Source organism: Flaviflexus sp. (genome assembly GCF_041440645.1).
In the GTDB taxonomy this organism is placed as follows: Bacteria; Actinomycetota; Actinomycetes; order Actinomycetales; family Actinomycetaceae; genus Flaviflexus.
In genome coordinates this window covers 17,080-41,365 of sequence record NZ_JASDVN010000052.1, presented here as the reverse complement: position 1 = coordinate 41,365, position 24,286 = coordinate 17,080, and the positions used below count along the sequence as shown (strand labels likewise).

At 61.0% G+C, this 24,286-nt stretch carries 21 protein-coding genes; 15 read left to right on the top strand and 6 right to left on the bottom strand.

All coding sequences use genetic code 11. From position 1 onward, the window contains the following. Positions 1-319 precede the first annotated feature (319 nt). From tig to QMB98_RS07905, 5 genes are all read left to right on the top strand, one after another. The gene (gene tig, locus QMB98_RS07925; protein ID WP_371685164.1) at positions 320-2,071 is read left to right on the top strand and encodes a trigger factor; all 1,752 of its coding nucleotides are present in this window, start codon (positions 320-322) and stop codon (positions 2,069-2,071) included. A 195-nt stretch (positions 2,072-2,266) separates the two neighbouring features. Beyond that, positions 2,267-2,857, top strand: coding sequence for a ClpP family protease (locus tag QMB98_RS07920; protein ID WP_371685192.1), 591 nt, complete (start codon positions 2,267-2,269; stop codon positions 2,855-2,857). A gap of 11 nt (positions 2,858-2,868) precedes the next feature. Further along, positions 2,869-3,519 (top strand): ATP-dependent Clp protease proteolytic subunit, encoded by a 651-nt coding sequence (locus QMB98_RS07915; protein ID WP_371685163.1) that lies wholly within the window; start codon positions 2,869-2,871, stop codon positions 3,517-3,519. 143 nt (positions 3,520-3,662) lie between these two features. Next, positions 3,663-4,919: an ATP-dependent Clp protease ATP-binding subunit ClpX gene (clpX, locus tag QMB98_RS07910; protein ID WP_371685162.1), complete on the top strand. Its 1,257-nt coding sequence runs from the start codon at positions 3,663-3,665 to the stop codon at positions 4,917-4,919. Between the two features lie 12 nt (positions 4,920-4,931). After that, the gene (locus tag QMB98_RS07905) at positions 4,932-5,231 is read left to right on the top strand and encodes a chorismate mutase (RefSeq protein ID WP_371685161.1); all 300 of its coding nucleotides are present in this window, start codon (positions 4,932-4,934) and stop codon (positions 5,229-5,231) included. A 135-nt stretch (positions 5,232-5,366) separates the two neighbouring features. Here QMB98_RS07905 and QMB98_RS07900 read toward each other — a convergent pair whose 3' ends face one another. Further along, on the bottom strand, positions 5,367-7,208 hold the full coding sequence (locus QMB98_RS07900; protein WP_371685160.1) for a long-chain fatty acid--CoA ligase: 1,842 nt from the start codon (positions 7,206-7,208) through the stop codon (positions 5,367-5,369). A gap of 33 nt (positions 7,209-7,241) precedes the next feature. After that, on the bottom strand, positions 7,242-9,878 hold the full coding sequence (gene valS, locus QMB98_RS07895) for a valine--tRNA ligase (protein ID WP_371685159.1): 2,637 nt from the start codon (positions 9,876-9,878) through the stop codon (positions 7,242-7,244). 63 nt (positions 9,879-9,941) lie between these two features. Here valS and QMB98_RS07890 point away from each other — a divergent pair, with 63 nt between their 5' ends. The 7 genes from QMB98_RS07890 to QMB98_RS07860 all read left to right on the top strand — a co-directional run bounded on the left by QMB98_RS07890 (position 9,942) and on the right by QMB98_RS07860 (position 16,016). Beyond that, positions 9,942-10,448, top strand: coding sequence for a hypothetical protein (locus tag QMB98_RS07890; RefSeq protein WP_371685158.1), 507 nt, complete (start codon positions 9,942-9,944; stop codon positions 10,446-10,448). A gap of 564 nt (positions 10,449-11,012) precedes the next feature. Continuing rightward, positions 11,013-12,071 carry an iron-siderophore ABC transporter substrate-binding protein gene (locus tag QMB98_RS07885; protein ID WP_371685156.1) on the top strand — a complete coding sequence of 353 codons (1,059 nt, stop codon included), beginning with the start codon at positions 11,013-11,015 and terminating at the stop codon, positions 12,069-12,071. Between the two features lie 3 nt (positions 12,072-12,074). Then, a complete protein-coding gene (locus QMB98_RS07880; RefSeq protein WP_371685155.1) occupies positions 12,075-12,266 on the top strand; it encodes a hypothetical protein in 192 nt (63 codons plus the stop codon). Positions 12,267-12,284: 18 nt separating this feature from the next. Continuing rightward, entirely contained in the window at positions 12,285-13,112 is an 828-nt protein-coding gene (locus QMB98_RS07875) for a FecCD family ABC transporter permease (protein WP_371685191.1), read from the top strand. Next, on the top strand, positions 13,109-14,293 hold the full coding sequence (locus tag QMB98_RS07870; RefSeq protein ID WP_371685154.1) for a FecCD family ABC transporter permease: 1,185 nt from the start codon (positions 13,109-13,111) through the stop codon (positions 14,291-14,293). The genes QMB98_RS07875 and QMB98_RS07870 overlap by 4 nt, the downstream gene beginning before the upstream one ends. Further along, a complete protein-coding gene (locus tag QMB98_RS07865) occupies positions 14,290-15,090 on the top strand; it encodes an ABC transporter ATP-binding protein (RefSeq protein WP_371685153.1) in 801 nt (266 codons plus the stop codon). The genes QMB98_RS07870 and QMB98_RS07865 overlap by 4 nt, the downstream gene beginning before the upstream one ends. A 5-nt stretch (positions 15,091-15,095) precedes the next feature. Further along, entirely contained in the window at positions 15,096-16,016 is a 921-nt protein-coding gene (locus tag QMB98_RS07860) for a siderophore-interacting protein (RefSeq protein ID WP_371685152.1), read from the top strand. Between the two features lie 233 nt (positions 16,017-16,249). On the opposite strand, the gene proC is transcribed toward QMB98_RS07860, so the two are convergent. Then, on the bottom strand, positions 16,250-17,071 hold the full coding sequence (gene proC / locus QMB98_RS07855; protein WP_371685151.1) for a pyrroline-5-carboxylate reductase: 822 nt from the start codon (positions 17,069-17,071) through the stop codon (positions 16,250-16,252). 41 nt (positions 17,072-17,112) lie between these two features. On the opposite strand from proC, the gene QMB98_RS07850 reads away from it, so the two are divergent. The 3 genes from QMB98_RS07850 (at position 17,113) to hpaB (ending at position 19,941) form a co-directional block, all read left to right on the top strand. Beyond that, a complete protein-coding gene (locus tag QMB98_RS07850; RefSeq protein ID WP_371685150.1) occupies positions 17,113-17,853 on the top strand; it encodes an SDR family NAD(P)-dependent oxidoreductase in 741 nt (246 codons plus the stop codon). Positions 17,854-17,930: 77 nt separating this feature from the next. After that, complete coding sequence (locus QMB98_RS07845) at positions 17,931-18,470, top strand: flavin reductase family protein (RefSeq protein ID WP_371685149.1); 540 nt, start codon at positions 17,931-17,933, stop codon at positions 18,468-18,470. A gap of 7 nt (positions 18,471-18,477) precedes the next feature. After that, positions 18,478-19,941 (top strand): 4-hydroxyphenylacetate 3-monooxygenase, oxygenase component, encoded by a 1,464-nt coding sequence (hpaB, locus tag QMB98_RS07840; protein ID WP_371685148.1) that lies wholly within the window; start codon positions 18,478-18,480, stop codon positions 19,939-19,941. A gap of 561 nt (positions 19,942-20,502) precedes the next feature. Here hpaB and QMB98_RS07835 read toward each other — a convergent pair. The 3 genes from QMB98_RS07835 to QMB98_RS07825 all read right to left on the bottom strand — a co-directional run bounded on the left by QMB98_RS07835 (position 20,503) and on the right by QMB98_RS07825 (position 24,082). Then, entirely contained in the window at positions 20,503-21,675 is a 1,173-nt protein-coding gene (locus tag QMB98_RS07835) for a glycosyltransferase (protein WP_371685147.1), read from the bottom strand. Between the two features lie 108 nt (positions 21,676-21,783). Continuing rightward, complete coding sequence (locus tag QMB98_RS07830) at positions 21,784-22,698, bottom strand: cation diffusion facilitator family transporter (protein ID WP_371685146.1); 915 nt, start codon at positions 22,696-22,698, stop codon at positions 21,784-21,786. Between the two features lie 205 nt (positions 22,699-22,903). Beyond that, positions 22,904-24,082, bottom strand: coding sequence for a hypothetical protein (locus tag QMB98_RS07825; RefSeq protein ID WP_371685145.1), 1,179 nt, complete (start codon positions 24,080-24,082; stop codon positions 22,904-22,906). Positions 24,083-24,286 lie beyond the last annotated feature (204 nt).

The following is a 24,286-nucleotide window of genomic DNA, read 5'->3' as shown; positions in this document are numbered from 1 at the left end:
ACACGTGAGGGGCATGGGGGAGCGCTGTTCTTGGTGAGTTGACGTGCCATTCTGAGGTCGTTTTGCTTACCTTTCGTGACTCTCGCCACGAGCTCGCAGGCGGTGGAATGCATCACCCGAGAGGCTATGCGCAGTCGCTGGTGATGTGAAGCTGCTGTCGAGTGCGACGTGAAGCTGAAAGCCTGCTTGATTCCTAGAGTGGGATAGGCAACCGATGACGCTAACAGGTGTGAATATGTGGGGTTCGTGTCGTAGAATAGCCCGGTATGTCTGCACTAGATGCAGGTGAAACGTGAGGTGGCAGCCTGCCACACCGTCAATGACTGGAGTAACTTTCGTGAAGAGCAACGTTGAACAGCTCGAACCGACCCGCGTCAAGATCACGCTGGATGTCGAGTGGGATGAGCTGAAGCCGGCCGTGGATACCGCGACCAAGCACATGAGCCAGCAGGTGAACATTCCTGGTTTCCGTCGTGGCAAGGTCCCGACCCGAGTGCTTGAGAACCACCTGGGACGCGGCGCCATCATTGAGCACGCAGTCAACGACTCGCTTGACGGCTACTACCAGCAGGTCATCGCCGAGAACGAGCTTTCTCCCATCGGTCAGCCCTCCGTTGACATCACCCAGTGGCCGAACCTCGAAGGCGCTCATGGCGGCACGCTCGTCATCGAGATCGAGGTCGACACCCGCCCCGAGATCAACCTGCCCGAGCTTTCCGGCATCACCCTCACGACCGACAAGCCGGTCGTCACGGATGAGGACATCGAGGCAAGCCTGACGGAGATGAGGGAGCGCTTCGCTACCCTCAAGACCGTTGATCGTCCCGTTGCTGCCAAGGACTACGTCTCGATCGACATGGAAGCCAAGATTGGCGACGAGGTCGTTGACTCCGTTTCCGGCATCTCCTACGAGCTCGGCTCCGGCAAGCTCCTCGACGGCATCGACGAGGCTCTCGAGGGTCTCCAGGCCGGCGAGACTACCACCTTCAAGTCCACCCTTGCTGGTGGCGACCACGAGGGTGAAGAGGCTGACGTGACCGTCACCGTTCAGTCCGTCAAGGAATCTGAGCTCCCCGAGGCTGACGACGACTTCGCTCAGCTTGCCTCCGAGTTCGACACCATCGACGAGTTCAAGGAAGACCTGCGTTCATCGGTTGAGAAGACCAAGCTCACCGAGACCGTCTACGCGGCCCGGGACCTCCTTCTTGAAGAGCTCAACAAGCAGCTCGACGTTCCGGTTCCCGCTGCTGTCATCGACCAGGAGATCAAGCGTCACCTCGAGGCAGAGGGCAAGGAAGTTGGCGATCCCCACGGTGATGAGATCCGCGAGGACACCGAGAAGGCTTTCCGCGATCAGATGATCCTCGACGCCATCGTCGAGAAGCTCGAGGTCGAGATCGGCCAGGACGAGCTCCTCGAGTTCATGGTGCAGCAGGCACAGATGTACAACATCGAGCCCAACCAGTTCATCCAGGCTGCAGCTCAGACCAACCAGGTCTCCGCATTCGCTTCCGAGCTCACCCGCAACAAGGCCCTCATCCTCTCCCTCCGCGAGGTCAAGGTTGTTGACCAGGACGGCGAAGAGATCGACGTGAAGTCGGTTATCGACGAGCAGGAAGGTAACACCGAGGACGTTGAGGCTGGCGCCATGTCCGCAGCCGCAGCTGTCGAGGAGCCTGCCGAGGAGACCGAAGAGGTCACCGTCGAGGCTGAGGCCGACAAGGCTGACGAGGCTGAGGCCGAGGAGAAGGCCCCCGCCAAGAAGCCGGCTGCCAAGAAGGCTCCCGCGAAGAAGGCTTCGGCTAAGAAGGCCGAGACCGAGGACGCTGAAGCTGAGGGTGAAGAGAAGCCCGCCGCGAAGAAGCCGGCTGCGAAGAAGGCTCCTGCTAAGAAGGCACCGGCGAAGAAGGCTCCGGCTAAGAAGGCCGAGACCGAGGACGCTGAAGCTGAGGGTGAAGGAAAGCCCGCCGCGAAGAAGGCGGCTGCCAAGAAGGCTCCTGCTAAGAAGGCACCGGCGAAGAAGGCTCCGGCTAAGAAGGCAGACGCCGAGGCTGAGGGCGACGACAAGTAGTTTTCGTCCAATCGCGTTCGCTCGTGATTGATGGGAAAGGTCCGTGGGGTAACTCCTGCGGACCTTTCCCTTTATATGCGCCATCAGCGAAACAAAGCCAAAGGAGGGAAGGTCCGCGGTCCCAAGTGAGTTAACCTCAAGTGAACGCAAGGACTTTTCTATTCAGGAGGCTGTCCATTGAGCACACTTCCCACGATGCAGGGCAATGGCGATTCGAGCCAGAGCGACCACATCTACAACCGCCTTCTTAAGGAACGCATCATCTGGCTGGGCTCCGAGGTTCGCGACGAGAACGCGAACTCGATCTGCGCGCAGATGCTTCTGCTTGCTGCGGAGGATCCCGACAAGGATATTTACCTTTACATCAACTCGCCCGGTGGCTCGGTGACGGCCGGCATGGCCATCTACGACACCATGAAGTACATCCAGCCCGACGTCGCAACGGTCGCCATGGGCATGGCTGCCTCCATGGGTCAGTTCCTGCTGACCTCCGTCACCCCGGGCAAGCGCTACATCACGCCCCACACCCGTGTCCTCATGCACCAGCCCTCGGGCGGCACCGGTGGCACCGCGACAGACATCCGCATCAACGCGGACCTCATCCTCGCGATGAAGAGGGAACTGTCGGAGATCACGGCGCGCCAGACCGGCAAGTCCGTCGAGCAGATCCTCGAGGATTCGGATCGTGACAAGTGGTTCACGGCTCAGGAGGCACTCGAGTACGGCTTCGTCGATCACGTCGTCGAAACCTCGGATCTCGTGTCCGGTGGCGGTGGTACCAAGTGAATCAGGAGTACATGTTGAACAACCCGACCATGATGGCACCTCAGATGCCCACGTCACGTTACGTGCTTCCCACCTTCGAGGAGCGCACCCCGTACGGCTACAAGCGTCAAGATCCCTACGCGAAGCTGTTTGAGGATCGCATCATCTTCCTCGGCGTCCAAGTGGATGACTCCTCGGCCGATGACGTCATGGCTCAGCTCCTCGTCCTCGAATCGCAGGACCCGGATGCGATGATCACGATGTACATCAACTCTCCCGGTGGTTCCTTCACGGCTCTCACCGCGATCTACGACACCATGCAGTACATCAAGCCCGAGGTGCAGACCGTGTGCCTCGGCCAGGCAGCCTCCGCTGCCGCCGTCCTGCTCGCAGCCGGTGCACCGGGCAAGCGTCTTGCGCTCCCGAACGCACGTGTGCTCATCCACCAGCCCGCCATGCAGGGCATGCAGGGGCAGGCATCCGACATCGAGATCGTTGCCAACGAGATCGATCGCATGCGTGACTGGCTCGAGCAGACCCTCGCGGATCACTCGGGCAAGACCAAGGAAGAGGTCTCTCGCGACATTGACCGCGATAAGATCCTCACCGCCCAGCAGGCCAAGGAATACGGTCTTGTCGACGAGGTCCTGACCTCGCGCAAGCCCAGGGCCATCCAGGCATAGCCGTAAGGCACAGGGAATCACACGGTTCCACCATTCAGTACCGGAAGGGGGAGTTGAGCAATCAGCTTCCCCTTTCCGCGTGGTGCATTCGCACATGGCGGTGGTAATCGCTAGAGTTAAGGGCAGTTCAGGGAGGTTCACACATGGCTCGAACAGCTGACGCAGCTGACATGCTCAAGTGCTCGTTTTGTCAGAAGTCCCAGCGCCAGGTCAAGAAGTTGATCACTGGCTCTGGCGCGTACATCTGCAACGAATGCATCGAGCTCTGCAATGAGATCATTGCCGAGGAGCTAGGCCAGGAAGAATCAGAATTCTCTCTCGAAGCACTGCCGAAACCGCAGGAGATCTTCGAGTTCCTCAACGAGTACGTGGTCGGCCAAGAGTCCGCCAAGCGCACCCTCTCAGTCGCTGTCTACAACCACTACAAGCGCGTACGCGCCGGCCAGGATGTCCCAAAGAAGGGTACCGAACCCGTCGAGATCGGCAAATCCAACATTCTTCTCATTGGTCCGACCGGTACTGGCAAGACCTATCTGGCGCAGTCACTCGCCCGCATGCTCGACGTGCCGTTCGCGATCGCCGACGCCACCTCCCTGACCGAGGCCGGATACGTGGGTGAGGACGTCGAGAACGTCCTTCTCAAGCTCATTCAGGCCGCCGATGGGGACACGGACCGCGCCGCCCAGGGAATCATCTACATCGACGAAATTGACAAGATTTCCCGCAAGTCCGAGAACCCCTCGATCACCCGCGATGTGTCCGGTGAGGGCGTGCAGCAGGCCCTCCTGAAGATCATTGAGGGCACCGTTGCCTCCGTGCCCCCGCAGGGCGGACGCAAGCACCCACAGCAGGAGTTCGTCCAGATCGACACCACCAATGTCCTCTTCATTGTTGCTGGTGCGTTTGCTGGCATGGAGGAGATCGTGTCTTCTCGTTCGGGACGCCGCTCGATTGGATTCGGTTCCGAACTTTCCAGCCACGAGGCATCATCGGAACTCATCCGCGACGTCGAACCCGACGACCTACACAAGTTCGGTCTCATTCCCGAGCTCGTGGGCCGCCTCCCCGTGATCGCCACCGTCGACTCCCTGGAGGTCGATGATCTCGTCCGCATCCTGACCGAACCCCGCAACGCACTCATCAAGCAGTACCAGCGCATGTTTGAGCTCGACGATGTCGAACTCGAATTCTCCGATGAAGTCCTCCGCGGCATCGCGCATAAGGCTCTCGAGAGGGGGACGGGCGCTCGCGGCCTGCGTTCGATCCTGGAGAACGTGCTGGGAGAGCTCATGTTTGAGATACCCTCGCGTACCGACATCGAACGCGTCATCATTGATGAGAAGATGCTTGAGGGTGGTGAACCCACCTTCGTCTACAAGCGGTCCAAGAAGTCTGCCTAGGGGGGGGAAGAAGTGGAACAGTCTCAGGAAATTCCAGAGGGTCTCGTGCGCGCACGCGCCAGCATCGACAACATTGATGCAGCCCTCATCCACATCCTTGCGGAACGCTTCCGGTGTACCAAAGAGGTAGGCAAGCTCAAGGCCGAACTCGGCCTCCCAGCATCGGATCCCGGCCGTGAAGAGCGTCAGGTCGCTCGCCTCCGCACCCTCGCAGAAGAATCGGGACTCGACCCCGTGTTCGCAGAGAAGTTCCTCAAATTCATCGTCACTGAGGTCATCAGGCACCACGAGGAAATCCAGAAGGAGTCCTGACTCGTTGTCGCCGAATCTCATACCTGCGAAGTCTTCGACTCAGATGTGATTGGAAATCCCACAAATACAGCGAAAGAGTCCGGGGTGGCAGTATTCATTTACTGCCACCCCGGACTCACTACTTCTACTTGTTAACTACTTCTTCTCGTAGATCCAGTTGATCTCGTTCTCGAAGTCAGCGAGCACCTTGTGTCGCTTCACCTTGAGAGAGGGCGTCAGGTAGTCGTTGTCGACCGTGAAGTCGGTTGTGAGGACATTGAACTTCCTGATCGATTCGGCGCGGGAGACCGCCTCATTGGCGCGGGTGACCGCGCGGTCGAGAGCTGCGATGACTTGAGGATTCCTTGCTGCCTCCTCGATGCTCATGGGAGGCAGGCTCTTGTTCGAGAGCCAGCCGGGTAGCATGTCGGCATCGAGGGTGATGAGGGCACCAATGAAGGGGCGGTTGTCGCCAACGACCACGACCTGTGAAACGATGGGGTGGCCACGAAGTCGATCCTCCAGAACCGCTGGAGCGACGTTCTTGCCGCCGGCGGTCACGATGATTTCCTTCTTACGACCGGTGATGGTCACGTAGTTCTCATCATCGATTGAACCAAGGTCACCGGTACGGAACCAACCATCCTCGGTGAAGGCATCCTTTGTGGCTTCCTCGTTGTTGTAGTAACCGGGAGTCACGTGATCACCCTTGACGAGGATCTCGCCGTCCTCAGCAACCGAAACCAAGCAACCGGGATACGCCTGTCCGATGGAACCAACCTTAATGTGGCCGGGACGGTTCACGGTCGTGGGTGCCGAGGTCTCTGTCAGGCCGTAGCCCTCGTAGATGGTGATGCCGGCGCCACGGAAGAAGTGCCCGAGACGTTCACCGAGGGGACCACCGCCGGAGATCGCGTGCTTGAGCTGACCACCAAGGAGCTCCTTGAGGGTCGAGTACACGAGCTTGTCACCAAGGGCGTGCTGGGCCTTGAGCCACGCGCTCGGACCCTCGGGGGTCTGAATGGCCCGCGAGTAGGCGATGGCAACCTTGGCGAAGCGGCGGAAAATCGGCCCCTTGACCTTGGAGGAGTTCGCCTTCGCATCAGCGGCGTTGTAGACCTTCTCGAACACGCGGGGGACAGCGAGAACAAACGTGGGCTTGAACGACTGCATGTCCGCCACGAGGTTCTTCGTGTCGGGGGAGCGAGCGATCACGGCTCTGGCCTCGAACGTGAGAATCGAGATGAAGCGAGCAAACACGTGCGCCATCGGCAGGAACAGGAGGGTGCGCGTACCATCGCCGGCGACGATGTTGTGCAGGTCGGGATCTGCTGGCCCGTTGTAGACAACGTGGAGCAGGTTCCGGTGAGTCAGGAGCGTTCCCTTGGGACGACCGGTCGTGCCGGAGGTGTAGATGATCGTTGCGAGATCATCGGCCTTGGTACCCTCGATGCGCTCGTCAATAATGCGCTCAGCCTCGGTCACATCAATGTCCTCGCCCTTGGCGATGACCTGATCGACCGCCTCCTCGTCGATGACGAAGATCTGCTCGAGAGTATCGATGCTGTCGAGCAGGGGAGCGACCGTGTCGCGCAGGGCCGCGTTCTCGACAATGATCATGCGGCACTTCGAGTCGGACAGAATCCACTCGGCCTGGCTACGGGACGAAGTCTCGTAGATCGGGATGCCGCAGGCACCCGCATACCAGAGAGCGAAGTCGAAAAGGCTCCACTCGTAGCGGGTGGGGGACATGATGCCGACGCGGTCACCGGGCTGAACGCCAAGTGCGATGAAGCCGCGGGCCAGGGCGCGCACGGTGTCTTCAAACTGGCGATAGGTGACGGGCACCCACGCATCTCCGAGAGCGGTCTTTGTTTCGACTGCAACCTTGTTCGGGTTTTCTTCGGTACGGTCGCGAAGCATCTTCGCGATGTTCTGGTCCTCCCGGACTGTCACCGTACCTTCGGTGAAGCTCACCGGGCGGTCTTGATCTGTCATTGTGTCCCTTTCGTGTCAGCGCTGACCGGAGCCTTAGTTCTTGGTCGGTGCAGGATCCAGCTCGTAGCTAGCAACAGCAATGGTGTCGCCCTCGCTAACCTCAAGTGGCCCACGAACATGTGCCGCGTGACGAAGATCAGCACGGACCGACTCGATCTGCTCGTGAGTTGCCTTAGGGGCAATCATAGCTACTGAGGCGTAGGGTGTGCGCTGAGACACTTTATTCTCGCTCTTTACTCGGCGCAGAACTGCGAGAGCCTCTCCGGCAACGCGGAGCAGATCTTCGTTTGCGTCTCCCGCGGCCTTTCGCAGGGGAGCGGAGGTGGGCCAGGACGCCTTGTGGACGGAACCCTTCGCGTACCAGGACCATACTTCCTCGGCCGAGTAGGGGATGAACGGGGCAAGCAGGCGCACGAACGCGTCGACCGACAGGGCAAGCGCGGAGCGCGCAGACTCGGTTTCGGCCAGCGAGAACTGATCATCGCGGTTGTATGCGCGGTCCTTGACGAGCTCAAGGTAGTCATCGCAGAAGGCCCAGAACGCGGATTCCGTCACCTCGAGTGCGCGGGTGTGGTCGTAGTTGTCGAGAGCCTCAGTTGCCTGATCGACAACGGTTGCAATCCGAGCAACCATGGCCTGGTCCACCGGGAGGGTGATTATGGCGGGGTTGAACTCGACAGTGTCGCCACCCATGGTGAGAGCGAACTTTGAGGCGTTGAGAAGCTTGATGGCGAGCCTGCGCCCGATCTTCATCTGGTTCTCTTCGAACGCTGCGTCCGTGCCGAGGCGAGCAGAAGCCGCCCAGTAGCGCACACCGTCGGAGGAGTGCTTCTTTAGGAGGCCGAGAGGGGTCACAACGTTGCCCTTCGACTTCGACATTTTCTTGCGGTCGGGATCGAGGATCCAGCCGGAGATCGCCGCGTTCTTCCACGGGTTCTCACCAAACTCGAGGTGGGCGCGAACCATGGAGGAGAAGAGCCACGTGCGGATGATGTCCTGGCCCTGGGGGCGCAGGTCCATCGGGTACGTTGCCTTGAAGAGCTCATCGTCGGTCAGCCAACCGGTGGCGATCTGGGGAGACAGGGACGAGGTTGCCCAGGTGTCCATGATGTCGACCTCGCCTGCGAAGCCGTTCGGCTTGCCGCGCTGATCCTCCGTGTAACCGTTAGGAACGTCGGAAGAGGGGTCGATCGGGAGCTGGGACTCGTCGGGGGTGAGGACTGCCGAGAAGTCGGTTTCGCCGTTCTCATCCACCTTGTACCAGACGGGAATCGACACACCGAAGAAGCGCTGGCGGGAGATGAGCCAGTCGGTATTGAGGCCCTTCGTCCAGTTGTCATAACGCACCCGCATGAAGTCCGGGTAGAAGTTCAGTTCCTTGCCGGCCTCGAGGAGGTTCTCCTGGAGGTCCTTGCCATTTGATTCCTCGTAGGGGCGGCCACCGTTGCGGATGTACCACTGGCGGGAGGTCACGATCTCGAGCGGCTTGTCGCCCTTCTCGAAGAAGTTCGTCATGCGCTGGGTGTTGACGGGCTCGCCGATCATCTCTCCCGTCTCGGTGAGCTTGTCGACCACTGCCTTGCGGGAGGAGAAGATCGTCTTCCCCGCCATCTCCTCGTACAGAGCTACACCCTCGGGAGCGGTGATCCACTCGGGAGTCTCTGCGAGGATGCGACCGTCCTTACCGAGAACGGAACGCAGCGGCAGGGACAGTTCGCGCCACCACTGGACGTCGGTGAGGTCACCGAAGGTACAGCACATGGCGATACCGGCACCCTTGTCCTTCTCGGCCGCGGTGTGGGCGAGAACGGGAAGCTCCACACCAAACACGGGGGAGGTCACGGTCGTGCCGAACAGGTGCTGGTACCTCTCGTCGTCGGGGTGGGCAATGAGAGCAACGCAGGCGGGGAGGAGCTCGGGGCGGGTCGTCTCGATGACGACATCGCCGGCCTCGCCGTGGAACGCAAGTTTGTGGTAGGCGCCCGGGTAGTCGCGTGCCTCGAGCTCAGCCTGAGCAACGGCGGTCTGGAAGGTGACATCCCACAGGCCCGGGGCCTGAGCCTGGTAGGCCTCGCCGCGCTCCAGGTTCTTGAGGAACCCGGCCTGGGCCACCTTCTGGGCCTTCGAGCCAATGGTCTGGTAGTTCTGCTTCCAGTCAATCGAGAGACCAAGGGTGCGCCACAGGTGCTCAAACTGGCGCTCATCCTCAGCGGTCAGTTCCCAACAGAGCTCAATGAAGTTGCGGCGCGAGATCGGCACCTGATCGGCGTACTTGATGGACTTGCCGTCGCCACCATTGTGCGGGGGAACGAAGTCCTCAACGTAGGGGAGGGACGGGTCGCAACGGACACCGTAGTAGTTCTGAACGCGACGTTCCGTCGGCAGGCCGTTGTCGTCCCAACCCATGGGGTAGAAGACGTGCTTGCCCTTCATGCGCTGGTAGCGGGCCACAACATCCGTGTGGGTGTAGGAGAAGACGTGACCGACGTGGAGGGAACCGGAGACGGTCGGGGGAGGAGTATCAATAGAGTAGGTGTTCTCCCGCGAGGTCAGTTCGTAAGCGTAGGTGCCGTTCTCTTCCCAGGCGGTACCCCACTTGGTTTCCAGGCCATCCAGGCTCACCTTGTCCGGTGCGTTTACAGCAGCGACGATTGAAGCGTTCTCAGTCATGGCGTAATTGTTTCATATTTGGCGACCATCGAAGATTTGGGGTCGCTATGTAATCTGGTGCCCATGGAAGCCCCGCACAGTTCACTCCACATGGTTGCCGTACCGAACATTCCGCAGGCCACCACGAAGGACGATGTTGCCGCACTCATCTCGCCCGCACTCAACTCTCTCGTGTGGCCAGATCTGCGCACCGGGCTTGCCCAGGGCGACATCGTCATTATCTCCCGCAAGCTCGTCGCCATCTGCGAAGGTAGGCTCGTCAAGCAAGGAACGGAAGGGACCCTGAGCGAGGGGAATACGCCCACGGGAATCGCGGTCCTTCCTCCCAAGAACCCGCTCGCAAGCGTGCGGGAGATCAGGCGCGGCCTCGACGCACGCTTCGGCGGGCGCCCCGGCGTCATCCTGACCGGAACCAACCATGCAGCAGGCGTGGACGAAGTGGCGGGGGAAGTCAACCTGCGAGCCAACCTCGTTGCCTCTGCCGAGATCCTCATGAATGCCTACCCCAACCACCCCGTTGTCGCGGTGCGCGGGCTTGGCCATTACCTCACATACGAGGATCAAGAGTAAGGCAGGACCAGGCCGGGGAGGGACCTAGTCAGAGCAGGGCCCAGTACGAGTAGAACCTCGCGGGAGTGGGGCCCAGCCAACGCGAGACCCAGCCAAGGCGGATGTTGGGGAAGGCGCTGAAACAAGTAGGGCACCAAGGCAGGCTCCGAGTCGGATAGTGAAGAAGCCGGGGCGCATATTTAGAACCTTGGGCAGGCGTCAAGGACGCTGTTTCGACAATTTTCCCTGTTGTTTCCGTCACTATTTGGGATGATTCTGTTGGTCGATTCCTGGCCGCAACCCTGCCTTGACCGCGCCGCAGACTCCCGATCGCCTCATCCCCACGTTTTCGATGTGGCGTTGTGCCAGGACGTTTGCGCGCAATTAGCGCTTATTTTGCGTATTTGTCAAGTCTAAATAGGTACAAAAATGGATAGATTCCAAAGTAGTTACTAGGAATTAAGTCCTTTGTGTGTTGCGTAATTCTGTGTAAAGTTAGGCAAGCCTAACCTAAGCGGTTGGTTCGGGATGGAGATGAGGCTAAGGCCCACCGCCTCCGACATTACGTTGAATACTGGAGTATCAATGACCACACGTCGCATTGTGGCTGGCCTGGCGGTCGCCGCACTGTCCATGGGTTTGACGGCATGTAGCTCAGACGAGGATGCCGAGACGCCCACCGCTGAGAACTCATCGAATGAGAATAGCGGGTCCTCAGACTCTGCCGACGCATTCCCTGTGACGATTGAGCATGCCTTTGGCGAGACCATCATCGAAGAAGAGCCGGTCCGTGTCGCCACCATCGCCTGGAATAACCACGAGGTCCCCCTTGCCCTCGGCATCGTGCCGGTTGGCATGGAGAAGGTGACCTGGGGCGACGATGACGACAACGGCATGCTGCCCTGGGTCGAGGACGCCCTGACCGAACTCGGTGGCGAGACCCCCGTCCTGTTCGACGCCACGGACTCCATTCCGTTCGACACTATCGCCGACACGAACCCCGACGTCATCCTTGCGGCCTACTCCGGTCTGACGCAGGAGGACTACGACATGCTGAGCCAGATCGCTCCGACCGTTGCGTACCCGGACCTGGCGTGGGGCACTTCTCTTGAGGAAATGATCGAGATCAACTCGACCGCCCTTGGTAAGGCCGAGGAGGGTGAGGCCCTCATCGAGGAGCTGCACGGCGAGATCGAAGCGGCCCTCGATAACCACGAGTCCCTGCGCGGCACGAAGCCCGTGTTTGCCTTCATCGACAACTCCGACATGTCGAAGATCGGTGTCTACACCGAACTCGACCCGCGCCAGAGCTTCCTGCTCGATAACGGCTTCGACACCGCAAGCATCCTCAAGGAGAACGCGGACGCCGAGACGTTCTACATCGAGGTCTCTGCCGAGAACCCCGAGGCGTTCGAGGACGTCGACTTCTTCATCACCTACGGCTCCGACGATGATGCCGAGAACCAGGCGAGCCTGGAGGCGTGGCAGAACGACCCGCTTCTCTCTCGCATCCCCGCCATCGCGAACGGCAACGTCGTATTCCTCGGTAACGGCCCGCTCGCTGCCGCGGCCAACTCCTCACCGCTTTCCATCGCGTGGGGCATCGATGACTACTTCGCTCTCTTTGAGGAAGCCCTCAACTAGTCCATGAGCGCAACCGTTCAGGCGCCTGCCGGTACCGAGAAGCCTCGGTACCGGTGGTCACGCCAAACAACTCTGATCGTCCTCGTTGGCCTCCTTGTTCTGGCCTGCCTGTGCTCGATCATGTTTGGAGTCCGCAGCATCTCGGTCTCCGATGCCTTCGCGGCACTTCAGGGCAAGACCGAAACGGGGGAGTAGGCGGCCGCCTATGCCCGCATCCCGCGCACCGTTCTCGGTGTCATCATTGGCGCGGCCCTCGCCATGTCGGGAACGACGATGCAGGCGGTCACTCGCAACCCACTCGCCGATCCCGGGATCTTCGGCATCCTCGCGGGAGCATCGCTTGCCGTCGTCACGGGCATGACCTTCTTCGGCGTCACAAACCCCGTGACGGTCATGGTGCTCGCGGTTATCGGATCCGCCGCCGTAGCCACCTTCGTCTACGTCGTGGGCTCGCTGGGTCGTGGGGGAGCGACGCCGCTGAAGCTGGCGCTCGCGGGTGCCGCCACCTCCGCGGCACTGACGGCCATGGTATCTGCGGTCCTGCTGCCCCGGATCGATGTCATGGACAGCTTCCGGCACTGGCAGATCGGCGGAATCAGCGGGGTCACGTGGGAGAGACTGAGCCTGGCGGCCCCGTTCCTCATCGTCGGTGCCCTCATCTGCCTTTTCAGCGCGAGGGGCATGAACGCCCTTGCACTTGGCGACGAGCTGGCAACGGGACTGGGTGAGAACGTCATGCGCACTCGAATCGTGTCCTCAATCGGTGCCGTCATTCTCTGCGGTGTCGCAACTGCTCTGGCTGGCCCCATCGGTTTCGTTGGTCTCGTTGTTCCGCACCTGTGCCGCCTCCTCGTGGGAACGGACCACCGGTGGTTGCTACCGCTCTCGGCCCTGGCCGGAGCCGTCCTCATTCTCTTTGCCGACACCCTCGGTCGTGTCCTCGTGGACGGAAGCGAGATCGCGGTCGGCATCATCATGCCGTTCATTGGCGCACCCTTCTTCATCTGGATCGTGCGCAGGCAGAAGGTGCGTGAACTGTGAAAGCCTTCCTCCGCACGGACACTGGTGCACAGGCCTCCTCGCACGACAAGGCCCAAGGAAAGACGCAGTCCCGATCCCTGCTCCAGGCGGATAGTCCCCAGAAGTACGCTGCCACTCGCGCTGAGATGAAGCCCAAGAAGACCGGCGCGACCATGTCCGCCCAGGCTCAGGGTCTGCGCGACGCACGCAAGGGTAGGATCCTCCGCCGCACCATCATTACGTCCATTCTCATTGCGCTCGTGGCCGTTGTGTTTGCCGTGAGCCTCATGTGGGGCGAGACGGTGTACTCACCTTCTGAGGTACTGGCCGTCATTCGCGGCGAGGATGTGCCAGGTGCGAGCTTCACGGTCGGTGTTCTCCGCCTTCCGCGGGCAACGATGGGTCTGCTCGCCGGCATCGCCTTCGGCGCTGCTGGCGTGACCTTCCAAACGATGCTCCGCAACCAGCTCGCCTCCCCGGACATCATCGGCATCTCCTCGGGAGCTTCCGCAGCCGGTGCCATCGGCATCGTCGTATTCGGCATGGGGCAGAGCCAGGTATCGGTTCTCGCTCTCGTCACCTCCCTTACTGTTGCGCTCCTCATCTACCTGCTGTCATACAAGGGCGGGTTTGCTGGCACGCGGCTCATCCTCATTGGAATTGGTTTTGCGGCTCTCCTGCAGTCGGTCGTGACGTACGCGCTGTCTCAGGCCAGCACGTGGGACTTGCCCACGGCAACGCGTTGGCTGACCGGTTCCCTCAACGGAGCCACCTGGGAGCGCACGACACCGCTTGCCCTCACCGTCGTCCTCCTCATCCCGATCATGCTGACCTTTTGCCGAAGCTTGAACGTCCTGAGGCTCGGGGACGAGACTGCCAAGGGTCTCGGGGTCAAGGTCAACACCACCCGCATCGTCATGATCGTCTGCGCTGTCATCCTCATTGCCGTTGCCACCTCAGCCTGCGGCCCGATCGCCTTCGTTGCCTTCGTGTCAGGACCGATCGCCGCCCGCATCGTCGGCCCCGGCGGTAACCTGATGATCCCCTCGGCGGCGGTCGGTGCCCTCGTGATCCTCACGGCCGATCTCGTCAGCCAGTACTTCCTGGGCACCCGCTACCCGGTCGGCGTACTCACGGGAGCCCTGGGCGCTCCGTTCCTCATCTACCTACTCGCTCGATCCAACCGCAGAGGAGCACTATGACGCAACATACCCTCGAAGCCCGCAACATCTCCCTCGGGTACGGCGAACGCACCGTCATTGACGGGATGGAGCTGCACGTTCCCGAAAACAAGATCACCTCGATCATTGGACCCAACGGGTGCGGCAAGTCCACCCTCCTGCGTGCCATGTCCCGCCTCCTCAAGCCCATCTCGGGCGAGGTGTTGCTCGATGGCACGCCGCTTGCCTCGCGCCCCTCAAAGGAGCTGGCAAAGATCCTTGGCCTGCTCCCGCAGTCCCCGGTCGCTCCCGAAGGCATCGTCGTGACCGATCTCGTTGGTCGCGGCCGCCACCCCCACCAGGGCATGCTGGGACGCTGGTCGCCACGCGACTACGAGGTCGTGGCGAAGTCCCTCGAATCCACGCACGCAACGGATCTGGCGGAGCGACCGGTCGACGAACTGTCCGGTGGTCAACGCCAGCGCGTGTGGATCGCCATGGCACTCGCGCAGGAAACCGACATCCTCATGCTGGACGAGCCGACCACCTACCTTGACCTCGCGAACCAGCTCGAGATTCTTGACCTCCTGACCGACCTCAACCAGGAATCCAACACCACGATCGTCATGGTCCTCCACGACATCAATTTGGCGGCGCGGTACTCCGATTACCTGGTGGGAATGAAGGACGGTGCCATCTACTGCCAGGGCGCCCCAGATGAGGTTGTGACCCCGGAGAACATGAAAGAAGTCTTTGGGATCCGCTGCCAGGTGCACCCCGATCCCGTGTCCCACACCCCGCTGGTCATGCCGGTGGGCCGCCACCACTCAGAAAGGTAGGGACGATGGCTACATTCGGTCCCATCCGCGCGTTCGTTGATGACATTGCCGACCTGTCACCCAACTTCCGCCGCATCGTCTTCACCGGTCCGGACCTGGACAGCCTGGTCACGGGCTCCTGCTTCGATCAGCGCATCAAGCTGATCTTCCCGACCTCCGGTTCCCTCCCCGTCATTGCCGATGGTGAGAACTGGTACAGGGAGTGGCTGGAGATCCCCGAGAACGAGCGTGGGGTCATGCGTACCTACTCCATGAGGTATCTCGACCGGAAGAACGATCAGACGAGGATCTCGGTTGATTTCGTCATGCACGAGATGGATGGCGTCAGCGGCCCGGCCGCCCAGTGGGCCAAGAATGCTGCCGTGTCCGATGAGATCGTCATCATCGCGCCCCGCGATGGGGCTGCCTCCGGCGGCATCGAGTTCAACAGCGGTGATGCTGACAGGATCGTGCTCCTCGGGGACGAAACAGCCGCCCCAGCCATCGCCCGCATCCTCGAGGACCTCGCCAAGGAGCAGTCGACCGTTCCCTGCACCGCCTACATCGAGGTGCCCACGAACCAGGACTGCGTGACGATCGACGCGGCACCCCACCACGGAGTCACGTGGCTCCCGCGCGAGGGAGCGCTCCACGGATCCAGGCTCGCCCCCGCGCTCGGTTGGGACGTGTCCGACGATGCGAGGATCTCCGCCGTGTCACCCGACCGCGCCGAGGACGATCTCGTGTGGGAGACCCCCGCATACTCGTCCGCTGGGGAATGCGTCAGCGACATCTCCGCACCCGTCCACGGCACCTACTACTGGATCGCGGGCGAGAGCGGTGTCGTCAAGCAGCTCCGCCGCTTCCTCGTCAACGAAATCGGTGTCGACCGCTCCCAGGTCGCCTTCATGGGTTACTGGCGCGAGGGCGTCTCCATGAAGGGCTGAGAAAAATCACGGCAAGCTGGTCACTCAAGCGGCTTGCTCACCCGGTCCCGCATCCGCACACGCACGTGCGCACCTATCGCACAACTCATTGCATGCGCCCCATGAACCATTTGGCGGGATCAGAAAGGACTGCTCCCCGGACTTCTGTTCGGGGAGCAGTTCTGTTATCTCATGCTTGTGGTGATCAGAAGCATGCCCGGAGTGGGTGGCGTTGCCTGGTCGACCGCGTCGTCTTACTTTCCCTGCTGGATAGCGTTGTCGCGGTCGACTGCTGCCTGGACGCCGCGGACGACCGCGGGGCTGAAGCCGGCGTCCTCCATGGCGATCAGGCCCGCTATCGTGGTGCCGCCGGGGGAGGAGACAGTGTCGCGGAGATTGTTGGGGGAGAGGCCGTCGCCGGCCTTGGCGAGCACCATCTGTGCGGAGCCGAGCACGGCCTGGGCAGCAATGCGGACCGCCTGCGACTTTGGCAGACCGTTGGCGACACCGCCGCGAGCGAGTGCCTCGATGTACTCGAATGTCCACGCCGGTGAGCACCCCGCGAGCGCACTGAAGACAGGGAAGTCTTTTTCCGCGATGTGGGCGACCTCGCCGACTGCATCAAACATGGCGAACACCGAATCGAGCTGGGTTTCGTCCACCTGGTCGTTGCCGCAGATCCCGCTCATGCCAGCACCAATGGTCGAGTTGACGTTCGGCATGACGCGGACGATGGCCTGGCCCTGGGGGAGGAGAGACTCGAGGGTGGCGAGGGTGGTGCCCGCGGCGATGGAGACGACGAGGATCGAGGTTTCTGAGAGTGCGTCGTGGAGGGGTTCCAAAATGCCCTTGATCATGTGGGGCTTGACGGCGATGACGAGGGTGCCGTCGGGGCCGATCATGTCGATCAGTTCCTCGTTCGAGCGAGCAAAGTCCACTCCCTCTGACTGCGCGAGCTTCTCAGCATTACGCGGGTCCCTCGCGGACACCACGATCTCTGCCGGGTCGTAACCCGTGTTGACGAGCCCCGCGACAATCGCGCGTGCCATGTTGCCAGATCCCAAAAATCCAATCATGTCGCTAGCTTATCCGAGGAGTTATTGGGAGACTTAACGGTATGAGCAGAAAAGTACTTGTCACTGGAGCATCGACCGGAATTGGAGCAGCAACCGTTCGCAGGGCACGCAGCGCCGGATGGGAGGTGCTGGCAACTGCGAGGCGTGAGGAGCGCCTGGTTGCCCTTGCTGAGGAGACAGGGTGTGAGTGGATCACCGCGGATCTGACGAAGGATGAGGACGTTGCGCGGCTCGCCGATCGCGCGCGCGAGTTCGGCATCGACGCTCTCGTCAACAACGCGGGTGGCGCTCGCGGCGCCGATAAGGTTGAGGATGGCAAGATCGAGGATTGGCAGGCCATGTACGACATGAACGTGCTGGGCACCCTCCGCATCACGCAGGCTGTTCTCCCGATCTTCCGCGAGCACGGTAAGGGCTCGTACGTGTTCCTCACGTCCACGGCGGCTCACGGCACCTACCCGGGTGGTGCCGGGTACACGGCCGCGAAGCACGCTGAGCGCATGCTTCCGAACACGATGCGGCTGGAGCTTGTGGGTGAGCCGATCCGGATCATCGAGATCGGTCCCGGCATGGTCAAGACCGAAGAGTTCTCCCTCAACCGCCTGGGGTCGGAGGAGGCCGCCGAGAACGTGTACGCGGGTGTCGATGAGCCTCTCGTGGGCGACGACATTGCTGAGGCGATCATGTGGACCCTGGAGCTTCCCGATCACGTCAACATTGATTCGCTGATCATTCGTCCCGTTGCGCAGGCGTCGAACACGCTCGTGGCTCGCAATAGCTAGCATCGTTCGCTTGTAGCGGTCAGGCCTTGCCAGGGTTGGCGAGGCCTGACACTGTTCTGTGGGAGGAAGTGGAGTAGATGGACAAGTTTATTGAGCAGCTGGGTGAGCGGAGCGAGCCGAGGCCACTGCCGGAACCAGCCGAGGTGCAGAAGCTGAGAACCGCCTTTTCGCGGTTCCCGACCGGTGTTTGTGTTGTGACTTTTGAGGCGGATGGTGTCCGCCGCGGCATCACCGTCAACTCCTACACATCGGTGTCCTTTGATCCCGCGCTTCTCCTCGTGTCGATTCAGCGCACGTCGTCCTCCCACGACGCTCTTCTCGATCGCCCGTTCGCGGTCAACGTGCTCGGGTCTTCGCAGTTGGATGTGGCTCAGCACTTTGCTGGCAAGCGCAACGACTCTCCCCAGTGGCTCGAGGGGGAGCTTGTGCCGAGACTCGCTGGTTCCCTGGCCTGGTTTGAATGCACCCCGTGGGCGAACTACGACGGTGGCGATCACACGCTGGTCTTAGGTGAGGTGCAGTCCTTCGGGTCCCGCAGGGGCGATCCGCTTGGTTTTAATGGTTCGCGATTCACCGAGATCTCCGAGACCGTTCTCGGTCGCGAACACTTGATGTGAGGGTTTGATGACGGCAAGAAACGGCGAAGCATACGTTGATTCCCTGCGGAGCATGTCTCCCATGGTGTACCTGGATGGCAGGGTTGATTCCGTTGTTGACCATCCCGCGTTCTCGGGGATCATTTCCTCCTACTCCGATCTGTATGACATGCAGGTGGGGGAGCATGCGGACCAACTGACCTTCGAGGAGAACGGCACCCGCCACGCCATGTCCTTCCTCGTTCCGAGATCGGCGGAGGATCTCGTGCGTCGCAGGATCGCCGCCCGCACCTGGGCCGAGTACTCCGGCGGCATGCTGGGCAGGACGGGCGACTACCTCAACGCGGGCCTGATGGCCCTCGCGGAGGCGGGGTCCTGGTTCGGTGAGGCCGACCCCCAGTTCGAGAAGAACATCCGCAACTACGTGAGCTGGGTGAAGGAGAACGATCTGCTCCTCACCGCAACGGTCGGCTCCCCACAAACGAACCGCGCAGTCTCTGCCACTGAGCAGGCGGGTGGCGACTCCACCCTCCGCATCGTCGCTCAAGACGATGATGGGATCACGGTTTCGGGTGCCCGCATGGTCGCAACCAACGCCCCGATTACCAACGAGATCCTGGTCATGCCGCAGACGGTGCTCCGTGACGGCGTGGATGACATGCCGTACTCGTTCGCCTTCGCGGTTCCGTCCGACATCGAGGGCCTCAAGCTCCTGGGGCGCAGGCTCCTTCACCAGGGAGCAAGCGAGCACGAGGAGCCCCTCGCGACCCGTTTCGAAGAGATCGACACCGTCTGCATCTTCGACAACGTTAAAGTTCCGTGGGATCGGGTCTTCCTGCTCGGACACCCACGGAAGTCCAACGTCATGTTCACCGCCACGGGAGCGACTGCTCTCATGGCGCACCAGTCCGTCACCCGCACCACGGTCAAGACCGAGTTCTATGCCGGGCTTCTCATCGAGCTGTCCAAGGCCATTGGCATCGACGCGTACGGGCACATCCAGGACGACATTGCTCAGGCGCTCGCGGCAGTCCAGTTCGGAAAGTCCGCCCTTCGCGCCGCAGAGATCGATGGGTTCGTGAACGAGTACGGGTTCTTCCAGCCCGATGTCGCGCCCCTCATCGCTATTCGCAACTGGTATCCCCGCTTCTTCCCCAAGCTCGGGGAGATGGTGCGCAAGTTCGGTGCCTCAGGCCTCACCGCCCTGCCATACGAGGGTGACATGACGGGGGAGATGGCAGGGGACGTCGACAAGTATCTTCAGGGCAGGACCCTTCCCGGTCACGAACGAGTCCATCTCTTCAATCTCGGATTCGATGCCTCAGTTTCATCCTTCGCAGGCCGTCAGGGACTCTACGAGTACTACTTCCACGGGGATCCGCTCAGGCTCTCCTCCGCCTACGTGCAGTCGGCCGATACCGACCACTACCAGGATCTGGTCCAGCGCATGCTGCAGCACGCTCGAGAGAGCGAAGAGAAGGCATCGGATTAGGTCATCAGGTAACCGAGCGAGCAAACAATCCGGTAACTCGGTGAGATGGCTACCTAGAACAGAATCTGTCCCGCCACACATGTGGCGGGACAGATTCTGTTACCAACCCAAAGGGTCAGCTTGAAAGGAACGAAACAATCATGAACATCAACCGCAGTGGCCTCTGACCATGTCTACACACTAGAGGGGGCCTCGGACAGAAATCTCTAGATTTTGGAGAACCGAGAGTCTGTGGTGGGCAGGGGGAGTCTGTGGTTAGCAACGAGCGTTCGTGATCCTTGTTCACCGGGTAGTTACTCGACTTTAGATCCGCTAACCCGAGGTTCAAGACCAGAGTTCTTGTGGTGCCTGCATGGTCGTCCTTGGGGTAAGCGTGAGTCTGCCCCGCCTGGGAACGCGGCGGGGCAGACTCGAGTGACCTGCTACCAACCGAATCACAACAAACGAAAGGAGAAAAACAACAGTTTCGGTGGGTTGTTTGACCGCGCCTTCAGTCTAAGAACTGGTTCGGACAGTTTTTCTGACGTTTTTAGGTGCCGAGGGGCAGTCGCCGGTTGTTGGTTAGGCGGTTGCCGGGAGCTCGCAACCCGCGGGGAGTGCAGTGCCCCTGCGGTAGTGCGAACGCCACGCGGCCTCCTGGTAGGAGTCGACCACGGTTATGGTGGCGGCCCGCCACGACCGGCCACGGGCCGAAGCTAGGGCGCCCGCGGTGAGAGACGCCGCGAGATCCGGGCGGGTGAGGATCTGGTTGATCCGATCAGCAAACAAGTCCGTATCTGCCGGATTAACAAGGAAACCGTTCTCGCCCTCGTTGATGATGTCGGGGATGCCGCCGGCGTTGGCGCCCACGACCGGGGTGCCGGATGCCATGGCCTCGAAGGCGACGTTACCGAGAGTGTCCGTGAGGGAGGGGAAGGCAAACACGTCGGCTGAGGCGAAGGCCGCCGCGAGATCCTCGCCGTGGAGGTAGCCGGTGAACACGGTCTTGGTTCCCGCGAAGGCCTTATTCAGTTCGCTCTCGAACGGACCGGAGCCAACGAAGGCGAGGCGAACACCGGGGAGGCGATCAAGCAGGGGGCGAAGAGAGAGCAGGTTCTTTTCCGCGGAGACGCGACCGACGTAGAGCATGAGCGGGTCGGAGGGGTTGCCACCCGTGAGGCGCTCCCTCATGGCGGCCGAGTACTTGGTCGACTGGTACTTGATGGTGTCAACGGCCTTGGGCCACAGGCCCACCCTTTGAATGCCGAGCGCGCGAGCCTCTTCCACCATCGGCAGCGAGGGGCACAGGTTGACATCGGCACGGTTGTGGAGCTGACGAATCCACGCCTCCGATGGCTTCCTCAGCACGGGAAGGCCGAAGTCCTCCGTGTACTGGGGGAGGGCCGTGTGGTAGGAGGCAAGTAGGGGAAGCTTCTGGGTGCGAGAGAGCACAATGCCCCAGGCGGCCGCAGCAACCGGGTTGACTGCGTGAATGATGTCGGGACGGAACCTATTGATCTGAGCGTTCACGCCGAAGGTCGGCATGCCGACGCGGACCTCCGGGTACCAGGGCTTGAACGGTGCCGAAGGGAGGCGGAAGACGGGGATCCCGTTGTAGTTGTCGGGGCCGGGGCCGGGTGCGATCACGCAAACATCGTGACCGAGGTTGGAAAGTTCGGTGACTGTGTTGGTCAACCGGGTGACAATTCCATCGATCTTCGGAGCGAACACTTCGGTAAACACTGCAATACGCACATGTTCAACCTATTGACCAGAGGTTTCCTCAGAACCACGGTTCAAGGTGAGTCGCCTTGCCAGCAGGTTAAGAAATGGTGACCAGGCTCGCTGAAACAGAATCCTGCGTTAGCTGTGAGTGGGGAACTCGTGGCGCGGGTGCGAGGCCGGCTCCAACTGGAACGTCGTGTGTTCGATGCTGATCGGGAAGTGCTTCTTCACGCAGGTCTGGAGCGAATCAAGGATCTGGGGAGCGTGATTGTCCTCGAAGCACGAGTCATCCAGAACGACGTGAGCAGACAGAGTTGGGAACCCAGTTGAGATCTGCGAGGCGTGCAGGTCGTGCACCGCCAACACGTGAGGCAACCCCAGCATGTGTTCACGCACCTCGTCGAGATCAAGGCCCTTGGGTGTGGATTCGAGAAGGATCGAGCCGGACTCGCGAAGAATGATGATGGCGCGGGGAATGATGAGGATGGCGATTATCATGCCGGCGATGGCATCCGCCTGCACCCAGCCCGTTGTCTGAATGATGATGGCGGACACGATCACAGCGACGGATCCGAGGGCGTCGTTCACGACCTCAAGGAACGCAGCCCTCATGTTCAAGTTCGATCCTCTGCCTCCCGACAGGACGGCAAGGGAGATGACGTTGCCGGCAAGGCCAACAATGCCGAAGATCAGGAGCCCGCTTCCGTGCACCTCGCCGGGGTTCATGAGCCTTCTGATGCCCTCGACGATCGCGAAGATGCCAACACCGAACAGGATCGTGGCTTGGATGCCAGCGGCGAGTACCTCGGCTCGCCTCATACCCCAGGTGCGCTGCTTGACGGCGGGACGAAGCGTGAGGTGGGTGGCGACCAGCGCCATGAGCAAGCCACCAGCATCCGTCAACATATGGCCGGCGTCAGCAAGGAGCGAGAGGCTTCCCGTCCACCAAGCTCCAATCACCTCGGCAACGAGAATCGTGGCGGTGACTGAAAAGGCGATGATCAGCCTGGTTCGATTCGTATGCGCCGTGGCGTGGGAATGATCGTGACTCACGTGTACCTCCGCCCCGATCTTACGTCGGCACTTCAGCGAAAGATATAGTCCCTGCCCCTTTGAGAAGGGTTTGCAAGAGTGCGGAGATGCTGTTCCTTTGACATCAGATACTTCACATCCGACACAGAAACACTCATTGGTGTCGGATAGCGCCAGGAAGGCAGGGTGAAACAGTGGCGAAAGGGTGAAACAGTGACGAAAGAGATCAGTGCTTCAGTTCGATCTGCCACTGGCCGGAGGCGATGTAGGGCTGGTAGCCAAGCTGGCCGTTGATGGCGATCATCCAATCGTTCTCGCCGGCGTTCCAGGTCTGTGCGATGGTGCGATCCCGGTAGTGCTCCTGGAGGTAGCGGAGGTTCTCGATCTTGACAAGCAGGCCAAGGCGGTGGCCCCTGTGGTCCTTGAGAACGAGGGTGTCCTCCTGCACCGCCATGACAGAATCCCGGTACAGGTCGTACTTCGTGTATCCCACGAGATCACCCGTCTCGATGTGCTCTGCCGCGGTCACGACCTGCAAGGTCCCGCGCTTCACGTCATTGCTTTCGGCCAGCGTCAGCCGACCAACATCGACCTCCATCTCGTTCGAGATGAGGCCAACGGTGGGGATGTCGGCGTGGAAGGCGTTGATGAGATTGACGTACTTCTCGAGGTACTGCGGAGGGGTGGGACCCTCCCACGAGATGAAGCGGTAGCCCTCGGCCTTCTGCTTGGCTTCGGCTTCCTTGGAGTTCAAGGTCTCCTCTGCCACGGGTAGGTCGAGGCGGATGCACTGCTCGTTCTGGTTCACCTCGAAGCCAGCATCGGCCAGGAAGTGGGAGATGTGGGTGTGGTTGAAGGAGAGAGTGGAGGAGGGTGCGGACAGCTCATCGCCAAGTGGGTTGTCGGTCCACGATCCCACCTTTGTTCGCCCCTCGACCTGGAGGATGTGCTGGGCTACCTCCCACAGCGGAGCCAACACGTCGGCATCTTGCTCGAGCGATTGGAAATCAACGTACGCGCTGTCCAGGTTCTCCTTCATCGGGACCGTGACCTCGCACGATCCCAGCACCCTGTTGTCCCAGGGCGCCTCGGGAGTGATCGAGGTGGGGTGCTTGCTCAACCAGTTCTCCCACAGGGCAACCCCATCGGGAGAACCCGCCACGAGAGGGAAACCGTAGGCGGACGTGACCCGCGCGCTCAGCTCGCCCTCAACGGCAAGCAAGTACACGATCTTGTGGGTCTTCCCGGGAGTTAAGAGGAAAGAGGCGTAGCGCTCTGGAGTTGACACGATAAGTGAGTCGCCGCAGATCTCCTCGGTGGCGGCCGCAACGAGTTCGGAGAGCCGGGTGACGGCCCTGCCGGGCACTGGTTTGATGGGCTTGGATATCTGCACGATGGTGATCACCACTACAGTCTGTCACAGCCGAAGGTCGCGCACCCGTCCTGGAAGATGCACAACTGCTCGCACGTTTCCGCGAGAGTTGCGGATGCCTGACTTCGACAAGAATGCATGCCGCGTGTGTTCGCCGCGTATGACGGTCAGTGGCTCATTGGCCCCTGTAGCTCATTGGTCTCTGCATGCCTAGGTCCCTGCGTGCTTCGTGGGTGC